Genomic DNA, 11,805 nt, shown 5'->3' on the forward strand with positions numbered 1-11,805 from the left:
TTACTTACCATTAAGACATTAAGATTCATTAAGACTAAACTTTATTTTCTTAATCTCTTAATGGTAAAAAAATTAAAAACTTCCGTCGGAGCCTCCTCCGCTAAAGCCTCCTCCTCCAAATTCCATTGGAGATTCTGTTTTTACTTCTGGTTTTAAGCCGAAAGTCGAAGCTACAATTAAAGCTTCGGCATTCAATAAGGCATTTGAATTATTAATTCTGTCCGGTTTAAAAGTTACTCCAACTTCATTATTTTTTAATTTTCTTATTGAAAAATAAGCTATCGTAAATAAAACCATTCCCCCTAGTGTTAGCGCTACTTCTATTGGTAAAACAGAATAATAGAATCGTATTGTGTAAATTGAAAAAGCAATAGCTAAAAAGCTAATCCAAAGCATAATTCTGTCTTTGGTCCTTAAAGCTTGCACCAAATAAACAGCCGGAACAATAAACGTAAAAGCATAGAAAAAATAAGAAAACGGAATATCCTGTCCGGGAAGAACTTCATTTCCTAAAAGTTCGGCTGAGAGTTCTCTTACTACCAAATAATTACACGAAAGATAAAAAAGAATCAAACAGAAACTATTGGCTAATAAAAGTCCGTTATAATAATAACTTTCTGTTAGACTTTTAATTTTGACCTTAGTGAAGAAATAAAAAACTCCTGCAAGTATCATGGCTACAAAAGGCAAAATTGTTTTTCCGATAGTTCCAATTTCAAACATTCCATAAAATAAAACTGCCGACAAAGCCAGACAAAAAACTAGCATCGATAATAGGTGTAAATATCTTCTGTAAGCCAAAAATGAAGCAATGGAAACGAAAATTGCAATTATCAATTCATATCCTTCTGTTGTAATGGCAACTGCAAAACCAATATTCATGATCATTCCCAAAATAAAAGCATCATCTAAACCATGTCTGTAATATTTTTGATTGGATAATACTTCTGCACCCGCAAAACCAACTCCTGCAAAAAGATAGCAGCAAATTTCAAAGAAGAATCGTTCTCCGCTTAGACCCAGTAATGAAATTGTGCCGCATATTGACGAATACAAAAATGATCCTAATAAAAAAAATCCTAATCGCACTAAAATATTGTTGTGCGCTTTAAAATCTGGTAATTGCTTTTTTATGATATCTTTTTGTTCTTTGCTGATAAAACCTGCTTTTTGCAAAGAATCTGCTTCTTCTAGCAAAGCTAAATCGTCTAATAATTTTTTATCGTGTATAATCATTCTGCTATTTCTTTGTTGAATTTTTTAATCAGTTTAATAAATAATACAATTGAGCCAATAAAATAAGCTGGCAGCATTAAAACAAATAACATCCAGATATCTGAAAAATCTACAGACTCAAAAATTCGGAATAGTATAATATTGAAACCTACGTAAGCGTAAACAATCATAAAAACGTACAATGAAATAGCCCTGAGTTCGTGACTGATTTTATAAAAATAAAAAGAGGAACCCGCCAGAATAAGAGCAAATAAAAGCCAAATGCCAGTATAATCGTTTATTAAATTATTGATTGCAGCAATGCTAATAATATGCAAAGCAAAAGTGAGATAAATAATATTGAAGTGTGTTTTTAATTGAATTCGAGAGCTATAAACTGTCCATAAAATAAGTAAAACACCTAACATTATGGCAGAATAACTCAGGCTTTGATCTGCATAAAAGTTATTTTTATTTAGTAAATCCTGAGGTGTTACCGAAAGCCCTATATAAGCTGCTAAACCAGTTATTGCAATGGTTAGAACGCTTTTGTTATCAAAATAATAAGCACAGCAAAAACTGACTACGGTTGGAATCAAAGTTGCCAGACCATAATGCGTACCAAACGCCTCATATTGAAACTGTAGATATCCTATAAAAATACAAGTCAAAATATTGCCAGCCAAAACCAAATACTCCAGAACAGGATGTTCGAAAACTGTTTCTTCTTTTTGAAATCCTTTTGAGTTTTTAAAACAATAATAAAAGCAAACACAAACGAGTATAAAGAGAATCGATAGAATGGCGACATGCCCAATACTGTCAATATTTTTATAAATTAAAACCCCAATTCCCGAAGTAAAAAGTAAGACAGATAAATAAAGAAAAAACTTTAATTCGGCATTCAGCGAAAAAATATTCAGACCGCGGTAAATTTTAATTTCCTGATATTGATTTTCAGTAATTAGATTTTTGTCTAAAAGTTTTTGGGTTGTGTGCTCTTCAAATTTTATCATACTATAAATTTAAGATAACTAATTATCCAAATGTATGTATTTCGCCTGAATTTTTTCTATTTTAAATTGAGCAGTGATTATTCAAAAAAAATGCGCCAGAAACTACTGGCGCATTTAAATATTATAATTTTAGATATGATCCTTAATTATTTTTGGATTTTAATATCTGCAACAATTCTAGGATTAGATCCAACTCTAGTTACAGATTTAACATAGATAACTCCTTTTTTACCAGCAGCATTTTTAAACAAAACTACAAGAGGTAATTTACTATCTGGAAATGCTTCACCATCATCAGTAATAGTTAAACTATTTAAATCTTCTCCTTTTTCTAATTTATTGAATTGCTCAATAGTATACTGATTTGTAACATTATTAATGAAATCTGTATTTTTTGCCGTACTACCAAGACCATCTTCTGAATCATTAGGGCTAACGAAAAAATTCAAAGAAGAACTACCTCCGTAAAAAGCTATATCAACCTTTGGCAAAGTAGCAGCGTCAATTTGGCTCTTTTTGTAAGATTTACCAGTTTCTGTTGAGAAGAAACGTCCTGCATCAAATCCTTCAGAATAATCTAAAGAAAAAGTTACATCTTTAAACGTTTTTAAAGTTGCTGTATCAACAACTTCAGTTTCATTTTTGTCATCATCACTAGAACAACCAGTGAAGATTGATGCGCAAATAAATAATACTACTGCAAATTTTTTTGTAATGTTCATTTTCATAAATTTTTAAATTTGGTGCGAATATAATCTGAAAATTCAAAAATTTTAATAATTTTTTAACAGAAAAAAACCGCTAATTTGAGCAGTCAGAATTTAAAAACATTAACTATTAGGAAATAAGCACTTTAAGTATTTTGCTTTTTATTAATTTTTAGAGAAATATTTTTTTAGTTGTAATAGAATTCCTGATTTTAAAAATATCATATGTATTTTACTACGCTAATCTTGTATAAAAAAACCGATTTGTAAATACAAATCGGTTTTTATGAATTGAAAATACTTTAAAAAGCAGCTTTCATTTTATCTTTAATAGCATCTAAACACAGATTATTAATACTGCCTTCGTGCGTGTGTTTTGTTTCTTTTGGAGATTGATATGTTCCGCCTTCCAATTGTTCGGCTACCGCTTTATAAGCATCTCTAAACGGCATTCCAGCCACAACCATTTCGTTTAAAGTATCCACTGTAAACAGATAATCATATTTTTTATCTTTTAAAATATTGTCTTTTACTGTAATATCTTTTACCGAAAAAATGGCAATATCAAGACATGCTTTTAAGTTTTGAAGTGCCGGAAACAAACCTTCTTTTAAAAGCTGTAAATCTCTGTGATAACCGCTTGGCAAATTATTGGTGATTAAAGTGATTTCGTATGGAAGCGCCTGAATCTTGTTGCATTTTCCTCTGATTAATTCAAAAACATCTGGATTTTTTTTGTGTGGCATAATGCTCGAACCTGTTGTAAGATGCGCTGGCAAACTAATAAAATCAAAATTCTGGCTCATATACAAACAAACGTCCATTGCAAATTTTGATAGTGTTGCTGCAACGCTGCTCATTGCAAAAGCAACGGTTTTCTCGGCTTTTCCACGGCTCATTTGCGCGGCAACAGCATTGAATTTTAAGGTTTCAAAACCCAATTCCTGAGTTGTAAACGTTCTGTTGATTGGGAAAGAACTTCCGTAACCTGCTGCAGAACCTAACGGGTTCTGATCTACAATTTTTGAAGCTGCGTTTAACATCGTTACATCATCGATTAAACTTTCCGCATAAGCAGAAAACCACATTCCGAATGAGGATGGCATGGCGATTTGTAAATGTGTATAACCTGGCAACAATACATTTTGGTGCTTTTCTGCCGATTCCATCAACAAGTCAAACAATGTTTTTACTTGTTCTTTTAAAGCTTTTAATTCATCTTTTAAATACAAATGAACATCAACCAAAACCTGATCGTTACGAGAACGCGCCGTGTGGATTTTTTTTCCGGCATCGCCCAATTTTACGGTTAGTAAATATTCTATTTTAGAATGTACGTCTTCAAAACTATCTTCAATTTCGAAATTTCCAACGACAATATCTGCAATGATATCGTTTAAGGCATCAACTAGAGAAGTTGTTTCTTCCGCAGTTAATAATCCAATTTGCCCAAGCATTTTAGCATGTGCAATTGAACCTAAAGCATCGTATTTTGCCAGAACCAAATCAAGTTCACGATCGTTTCCAACAGTGAAATGTTCGATTTGTTTATCTGTTGGTATTCCTTTTTCCCAAAGTTTCATAAGATGTATGTTTTTTTGTTTCACAGAGTTTCTCAAAGAAAGCTCAGAGATTCACAAAGTTTTTATTTATTACTATGTTTCTTTATTACCTGAATGCCCTAGCCCCGATAGTAGTGAAAATCCTTTTGTGCCGGGGTTCGGCACAAAAGATTGTAACGGATAGCGGGATTAGCTCCTAAATGAAATTAAATTCCAAAAGAAAAATCCTTCGAGTTCGCTCAGGAGGACAAATAGGATAATTATAATTTAAAGAAATCGGTTAGTATTTTAATATACAAATCGACTCCTTCTTCAATTTCGTTAATGAAAATAAATTCGTCTGCGGAGTGTGACCGCAGGGTTTCACCTGGTCCTAATTTTAAGGACTGACAGCTTAAAACCGACTGATCTGAAAGCGTTGGAGATCCGTAAGTTGTTCTTCCTAAAGCGATTCCGGCCTTAACCAAACCATGTGCGATTGGAATAGACGATGCATTTAAATGCATCGATCTAGGCGTAACTTCGGCATTTACATTGGCTTTTACAACCTCCAAAATTTCGGTATTCGAATAACGATCTGTTACACGAATATCAACAACCAAATCGCATTCTGATGGCACAACATTGTGCTGTTTTCCGGCGCTGATTTGTGTTACGGTCATTTTTACGGGACCTAAAACTTCAGAAATTTTATCGAATTTATAATTTTTAAACCATTCCATTACGGGAATTGATTTATATAATGAATTATCATCGTTTTGATGCGCCGCGTGACTTGCCGTTCCTTTTACTTTTACATCAAGAACCAGCAAACCTTTTTCAGCTACAGCCAGTTGCATTAAAGTTGGTTCTCCAACAATGGCACAATCTAACTCTGGTAAATGTTTTAAAACACTGTTTAAACCGTTTTTTCCGCTGCTTTCTTCTTCGGCGGAAGCCACCATTACGATATTATGTGACAAATTTTGATTTTCGTAAAAATGAACAAACGTTGCCAGTAACGAAACCAGACATCCTCCTGCATCATTACTTCCTAATCCGAATAATTTACCGTCTTTTTCAATCGCTTTAAACGGGTCGTTTGTATAGGCTTGGTTTGGTTTTACGGTATCATGATGTGAATTCAGTAAAAGTGTTGGTTTATTTTCGTCGAAATATTTATTGAAAGCCCACACATTATTGTTTTCTCTTTTAAAAGGAATCTCGTTTTGATTGAACCAATTTTCTATTAAAAGTGCCGTTTGATCTTCTTCACTTGAAAATGAAGGGGTTTCAATCAAATTCTTTAATAAACTAATTGCTTCCTGGGTAAGCGTTGCAATATTTTTCATAGTTATGGTTTCTTTGCCGCGAAGGCACGAAGTCACAAAGTTTTTAATTAAATCCGTGACATTTTTAATTTGCGCAAATTTCTAAAATTAATATTTAAAACAACTTCCGCAGCTATCTTTTTTTTGCCACCAATTACACAAATTTTCGCTAATTTTTTTAAATTTTAATTCGTGAAAATTTGTGCAATTCGTGGCTATATCTTTTATAACGTAATTGTTGTGTGCAAAACGTCTGGATTTTGAAGCATTTTATGATGCCCGATTTTGATTTTCTGCACGCCTCTTGATAAACTATTAAAGCAATTATCTAATTTCGGAATCATTCCGGAATGGATTACTTTTTCTGCTTTTAGTTTGTTGTATAATTCTTCGTTTATTGCCGTTATTACAGATGAATCATCTTCTGAATCTTGCAAAACTCCTTGTTTTTCAAAACAATATGTTAGTGTAACACCAAAAACTTCTGATAATGCAATTGATAATTCACTCGCAATAGTATCGGCATTTGTATTTAAAAGTTGTCCATTTTTGTCGTGCGTAATAGCGCAGAAAACAGGAACTATTCCTGCTTCAAGCAGCGTTTTCAATAAAGATGTATTGACTTTTTTTACATCGCCTACAAAACCGTAATCAATTGTTGGATGATTGCGTTTTGTGGATTGAATTAAATTTCCGTCCGCTCCCGAAAATCCCATTGCATTGTTATTTTTTGCCTGCAATTGTGCGACAACGTCTTTATTGATTTGTCCGGCGTAAATCATTACGACAACATCAAGCATTGCAGCATCGGTAATTCGGCGGCCGTCAATCATTTGAGGTATTAAACCAATGTTTTGTGCCATTTTTGTAGCCGATTTTCCACCACCGTGAACCAAAACTTTGTATCCTTCTATTTTAGAAAAGTCGGTTAAGAATTGTTCTAATTCTGTTGGATTGTCGATAATGTTTCCACCAATTTTTATTACTTTAACATCCATTGCTTTCAAGGTTCAGAGGAACAAAGGTTCAGAGGCACAAAGGTTTTTTTGATGGTTTTAAAAACCTTTGAACCTTTGTCGCTTTGAGCCTTTACACCTCAAATTATAACTTCTTTAAAATCTTTTGTAAAACTAATTGTGCCGAATACGTTCTGTTATTCGCTTGCTGAATTACGATTGAATTCTCGCTGTCAATAACTTCATCGCTTACAATTACGTTACGACGAACCGGAAGGCAATGCATAAATTTTCCGTTGTTGGTTAAAGCCATTTTTTCGGCCGTAACGGTCCAATTTGAATCGCTGTTGGTTACTTTTCCGTAATCGTTGAAGTTGCTCCAGTTTTTAACGTAAACAAAATCAGCATTTTCGAATGCTTTGTTTTGATCGTATTCGATTTTGCAATCTTTTGTTATTTCCGGACTTAACTCGTAACCTTCAGGATGTGTGATTACAAAATCCATATCTTTTTGCATTTGCATCATTTCTACGAATGAATTGGCAACTGCCTGAGGCAACGCTTTTGGATGCGGCGCCCAGGATAAAACAACTTTTGGTTTGTGTTTTGTTTTGTATTCTTCCATCGTAATCGCATCAGCCAGAGATTGCATTGGGTGACGAACTGCACTTTCCATATTCACAATTGGCACTGTTGCATGTTTCAAAAATCCTGAAATTACAGTTTCAGCATAATCTTTTTCTTTGTCTACCAAACCTGCAAAAGCACGAATCGCAATAATATCACAATACTGAGATACTACTTCTGCCGCTTCTTTAATATGCTCTGAAGCGCCTGAATTCATGACAGCTCCGTCTTCGAATTCTAATGTCCAGCCTTCGTTGGTAAAATTCATTACCATAACATTCATTCCTAAATTTATAGCCGCTTTTTGAGTACTCAAACGCGTTCTTAAACTCGGGTTAAAGAATAACATTCCTAAGGTTTTATTCTTTCCTAATTTTTGATTTTTAAGCGGGTTCTTCTTTATTTTTAACGCGCCTTTTACCCATTTTGATAATGAGTCGATATCTTGTATTGAAATATAATTCATGATTTTTTTGTTAGTTGTCTAAAATTAGACGCTGATTAAACTGATTCGCTATCGCGAAGACGCTGATTTATACGGATTTTTCTATTCTTAATTTTCTATTATTTTCGAAAATCTTCCGCTTAAATTCTGGTTTTGTTCCAAAATTTAAAAGTAATCCTACTTCGCAATTTGTTCCTTTTAAATAGTTTAATATTTGATTTTCAAACTCTTTCACTATACAATCTGCTGCTTTTAATTCTAATATAATTAAATCTTCTACTATCAAATCGGCATAATATTGTCCGACTCCAATTCCTTTATAATAAACTTCTATTTTCTTTTGAGCTTCAACCTTTAAACCTTTACTTTTCAATTCTAAATACAACGAATTTTGATAAACTCTTTCTAAAAAACCATATCCCAATTCATTATACACTTCATAAAAAGTTTTAATAATGATATCAGTTAATTCTTGATGCAATAATTTCATTTTTTCTAATTTTGAACGAAATATAATACATAAAAATTATAATCGATTATAAAATCCGTTTAAATCTGCGTCTTCGCGATAGCGAATCCGTTTCATCCGCGTTCAATTTACAAAATCTTAGTAAACGAAATTTCATCCTTTAATGCTTTTAAAATAAAATTATCATTTAATCCGTTTACGATCCAGGTTTCTATTTTGGCGGCTTTTGCGATTCCTGCTGCTTCGATTTTGGATTGCATTCCGCCTGTTCCGTGTGATGATTTTGATTCTCCGATTTCTTTTTCTAATACTTTCAGATCATTTACCAATTTTATCGTTTCAGGATTTTCATCGTGAATCGAATCTTTGGTGTAAATTCCATTTGTATTGGTTGCAATAATCAGAATATCAACATTTAAAAGAACCGCCGTTAATGCTGCTAATTTATCGTTATCTCCAAACCGAATCTCATCTGTGGCAACGGTGTCGTTTTCATTAATAATCGGAATGTAATTGTTCTCAACCAAAACATTTATCGTATTGACAATATTTACTTTCGACTGATCTTTTTCGAAATCTGAATAGGAAAGCAAACATTGTGATGTCAATAATCCTAAATCGCTGAAATTTTCATGGAAAATCCGCATTAAATGAGGTTGTCCTATTGAAGCTAAAGCTTGTTTCAATGCAATTTCTTTTCCTTTACTTTCTAGTTTTACAAATTGTTTGGCAGCTGCAATTGCTCCGGAACTTACGATTACAAATTCGTAATCTTTGTTTAATGCGGCGATCTGCATACCAATATCTTCGATCTTTCCCCGCGAAATATGATTCGTCTCTTTGGTTAAAGTATTACTTCCTATTTTTAATAAAATCCGTTTTTTGCTCATTTTTGTTTTGGTTTTGCCACAAAGGCACTAAGGCACTAAGTTTCTTTTTACCGCAAAGGGCGCAAAGTTTTTTTTATATTGTTTGTTTTTGCAAATGGTAAGTTCGCAAAGCTTTATCTAAAGATAAGATCAAAATTATCTAATTATCTAATTGCCCAATTATCTCAATTACCTAATTTGTCCTTCTCCGTAAACGTACCATTTATTGGTTACAAGATGTTGTAAACCAATTGGTCCGCGTTGGTGTAATTTATCTGTGCTTATCGCTAATTCTCCACCCAGGCCAAATTGTCCGCCATCTGTGAAACGGGTTGAGGCGTTGTGATAAACTGCTGCGGCATCAATTGATTCCATAAATTGTTTTGCAATATGTTCATCTTTTGTAATTATTGCTGCCGAATGTCCTCCGCAATATTTGTTGATTTTTTCGATTGCATGTTCTTCAGAATCAATTGTTCCGATTACGATTTTATAATCTAAAAATTCTTCATACCAAATATCTTCATTTTGAAGCGTTTCGGTATTTTCGAAATTTTCTAATGATTTATCGACGATTACTTCAACTTTTGATTCAATCAAAGCTTCGATTAACATGGCGACAAAACCTTCAAAATTGGGTAATCTTGAATCGATTAAAACTTTATCTAAAGCATTACAAGCTGAGATTTTAGACGTTTTAGCATTCAAAATTACTTTTAAAGCCAAATCGGTATCTGCATTTTGATGAACGTAAACAAAATTGTTTCCGCGACCGCTAACAATTACAGGACAAGTGGCGTGTTGCTTGACAAACTCAATTAATTTTTCTCCGCCTCTCGGAACAATTAAATCGACTTTTTGAGTTGGTTTTTCTAAGAAAGCCTGCGTTTCTACGCGATTATAATTCAGATATTCCACCCAATCTTTTGAAACTCCGTTTTCTTCTAAAGCTTTATGCCATAAATCAACAATCTTCAAATTTGATTTTAAGGATTCTTTTCCTCCTTTTAATAAAATCTTATTTCCGGATTTAAAAGCAATTCCACCCGCTTCAATTGTAACGTCCGGACGAGATTCGTAAATAATTAATATGGTTCCGAATGCTGCAGTTTTATTTACGACTTTTATTCCATTATCATGAACAAAATGAAAACGCTCTACTCCAACCGGATCTTCCTGAGAAGCCAGTTGATTTAGTGATAAAATCATCTCGTCAACCTTTTTATCATCTACTTTCAGGCGTTCTTCCATCGCTAAATCTGAGCCGTCGTAAGCCAATAAATCTTCCTGATTGGTGAGAATTATTTGATTCCGCTCCTGCCCGACGAGTTTTGCCATAGAATGTAAAACGAGATTGCGTTTTTCGATTGATAATGGGTTCATTTTTTTTGGTTTAATTGGTTAATCGTTAATTCGTTTAATCGATTAACCAGTTAAACGATTAAACGAATTAACATTTGTGGCAACTTAGTTCTGAAGCTCTTCCAAACTTTCTTTTAAAGCTACAATAAAAGTATCTATATCTGATTTTTTAACTGTTAACGGTGGCAAAATTCTTAATAGATTTTTGTTGTTCGCACTTCCTGTAAAAATATGTTTCTCAATAATTAGTTTTTTTCTTAAAGCTGATACATCAAAATCAAACTCAACGCCAAGCATTAATCCTTTTCCTTTAACTTGTTTGATTCCAGGAACTTGTTTGATTTGTTCCGAAAAATAAGCTGAAACTTCGTTTACATTATCCTGTAATTTCAGTTTTTCCATTACATCCAAAACTGCAATTCCTGCTGCACAAGACAAATGGCTTCCGCCGAAAGTAGTTCCTAATAATCCGAAACTTGCTTCAAATTTTGGAGAAATTAAAATGGCTCCAACCGGAAATCCGTTCCCCATTCCTTTTGCAACTGAAATAATATCAGCATTGATTCCGTGATGTTGAAAAGCGAAGAACTTTCCGCTTCTTCCATATCCTGATTGTACTTCATCTAAAATTAAAACAACATTATGTTTTTTACAAGCTTTTTCCAATGCCTGAAAAAATTTTGTTGTTCCTTGGTCTAAACCTCCAACTCCCTGAATTCCTTCGATAATTACAGCTGTAACATCTCCTTTTGCCAATTCAGCTTCAACTAATTCAATTTGATTTAATGGTAAAAAAGTAACTACTTGCTGTGCATTTATTGGTGCCACGATTTTTTTATTATCAGTAACAGCAACCGCTGCAGAAGTTCTTCCGTGGAAAGAATTATCAAAAGCTACAACTCTTGATTTTCCATTATGGAAAGAAGCTAATTTTAATGCATTTTCGTTTGCTTCGGCTCCGGAACTGCATAAAAACAATTCATAATCTTCTAATCCTGAAAGTTTTCCTAATTTTTGAGCCAATTCTACCTGCAAAGGATTCTGAATCGCATTTGAATAAAATCCTAAATGATCTAATTGATTTTTAAGTTTTTGTACATAATCAGGCTGCGTATGGCCAATCGAAATTACCCCATGTCCGCTATATAAGTCTAAATATTCTACTCCGTTATTGTCTGTAATTGTGCAGTCTAATGCTTTTACAGGAGTTATATCGTAAAGTGGGTATACGTTGAATAAATTCATGTTTTTTTGTTTGTTTTGTTTC

General features: G+C 33.2%; 11 protein-coding genes. All 11 read right to left on the reverse strand.

Annotation, left to right across the window (positions count from 1 at the left end; all coding sequences use genetic code 11):
• Positions 1-72: 72 nt before the first annotated feature.
• Positions 73-1,236: a hypothetical protein gene (locus SD960_RS10700; protein ID WP_318802871.1), complete on the reverse strand. Its 1,164-nt coding sequence runs from the start codon at positions 1,234-1,236 to the stop codon at positions 73-75.
• On the reverse strand, positions 1,233-2,231 hold the full coding sequence (locus SD960_RS10705; protein WP_318802872.1) for a DUF2157 domain-containing protein: 999 nt from the start codon (positions 2,229-2,231) through the stop codon (positions 1,233-1,235). Before SD960_RS10705 ends, SD960_RS10700 begins: the two co-directional genes overlap by 4 nt.
• Before the next feature lie 146 nt (positions 2,232-2,377).
• Entirely contained in the window at positions 2,378-2,953 is a 576-nt protein-coding gene (locus SD960_RS10710) for a hypothetical protein (protein ID WP_318802874.1), read from the reverse strand.
• A 287-nt stretch (positions 2,954-3,240) separates the two neighbouring features.
• The gene (argH, locus tag SD960_RS10715; protein WP_318802875.1) at positions 3,241-4,521 is read right to left on the reverse strand and encodes an argininosuccinate lyase; all 1,281 of its coding nucleotides are present in this window, start codon (positions 4,519-4,521) and stop codon (positions 3,241-3,243) included.
• Between the two features lie 239 nt (positions 4,522-4,760).
• Positions 4,761-5,831 carry a M20 family metallo-hydrolase gene (locus tag SD960_RS10720; RefSeq protein WP_318802878.1) on the reverse strand — a complete coding sequence of 357 codons (1,071 nt, stop codon included), beginning with the start codon at positions 5,829-5,831 and terminating at the stop codon, positions 4,761-4,763.
• Between the two features lie 203 nt (positions 5,832-6,034).
• On the reverse strand, positions 6,035-6,808 hold the full coding sequence (argB, locus tag SD960_RS10725) for an acetylglutamate kinase (RefSeq protein WP_318802881.1): 774 nt from the start codon (positions 6,806-6,808) through the stop codon (positions 6,035-6,037).
• Positions 6,809-6,911: 103 nt separating this feature from the next.
• Positions 6,912-7,859 carry an N-acetylornithine carbamoyltransferase gene (locus tag SD960_RS10730; RefSeq protein WP_318802884.1) on the reverse strand — a complete coding sequence of 316 codons (948 nt, stop codon included), beginning with the start codon at positions 7,857-7,859 and terminating at the stop codon, positions 6,912-6,914.
• 67 nt (positions 7,860-7,926) lie between these two features.
• Complete coding sequence (locus SD960_RS10735; RefSeq protein ID WP_318802886.1) at positions 7,927-8,328, reverse strand: GxxExxY protein; 402 nt, start codon at positions 8,326-8,328, stop codon at positions 7,927-7,929.
• Between the two features lie 107 nt (positions 8,329-8,435).
• Entirely contained in the window at positions 8,436-9,197 is a 762-nt protein-coding gene (gene proB / locus SD960_RS10740; protein ID WP_318802887.1) for a glutamate 5-kinase, read from the reverse strand.
• Between the two features lie 168 nt (positions 9,198-9,365).
• On the reverse strand, positions 9,366-10,559 hold the full coding sequence (locus tag SD960_RS10745; RefSeq protein ID WP_318802890.1) for a glutamate-5-semialdehyde dehydrogenase: 1,194 nt from the start codon (positions 10,557-10,559) through the stop codon (positions 9,366-9,368).
• Between the two features lie 84 nt (positions 10,560-10,643).
• Positions 10,644-11,783 (reverse strand): aspartate aminotransferase family protein, encoded by a 1,140-nt coding sequence (locus SD960_RS10750; RefSeq protein WP_318802891.1) that lies wholly within the window; start codon positions 11,781-11,783, stop codon positions 10,644-10,646.
• Positions 11,784-11,805 lie beyond the last annotated feature (22 nt).

This window comes from Flavobacterium sp. MMLR14_040, from assembly GCF_033657265.1.
In the GTDB taxonomy this organism is placed as follows: domain Bacteria; phylum Bacteroidota; class Bacteroidia; order Flavobacteriales; family Flavobacteriaceae; genus Flavobacterium.

Coding starts and splice junctions, on each gene's coding strand:
- proB (WP_318802887.1), bottom strand. CDS start 9,197: ATGAGCAAAAAACGGATTTTATTAAAAATAGGAAGTAATACTTTAACC.
- SD960_RS10700 (WP_318802871.1), bottom strand. CDS start 1,236: ATGATTATACACGATAAAAAATTATTAGACGATTTAGCTTTGCTAGAA.
- SD960_RS10750 (WP_318802891.1), bottom strand. CDS start 11,783: ATGAATTTATTCAACGTATACCCACTTTACGATATAACTCCTGTAAAA.
- SD960_RS10705 (WP_318802872.1), bottom strand. CDS start 2,231: ATGATAAAATTTGAAGAGCACACAACCCAAAAACTTTTAGACAAAAAT.
- SD960_RS10730 (WP_318802884.1), bottom strand. CDS start 7,859: ATGAATTATATTTCAATACAAGATATCGACTCATTATCAAAATGGGTA.
- SD960_RS10745 (WP_318802890.1), bottom strand. CDS start 10,559: ATGAACCCATTATCAATCGAAAAACGCAATCTCGTTTTACATTCTATG.
- SD960_RS10720 (WP_318802878.1), bottom strand. CDS start 5,831: ATGAAAAATATTGCAACGCTTACCCAGGAAGCAATTAGTTTATTAAAG.
- SD960_RS10710 (WP_318802874.1), bottom strand. CDS start 2,953: ATGAACATTACAAAAAAATTTGCAGTAGTATTATTTATTTGCGCATCA.
- argB (WP_318802881.1), bottom strand. CDS start 6,808: ATGGATGTTAAAGTAATAAAAATTGGTGGAAACATTATCGACAATCCA.
- SD960_RS10735 (WP_318802886.1), bottom strand. CDS start 8,328: ATGAAATTATTGCATCAAGAATTAACTGATATCATTATTAAAACTTTT.
- argH (WP_318802875.1), bottom strand. CDS start 4,521: ATGAAACTTTGGGAAAAAGGAATACCAACAGATAAACAAATCGAACAT.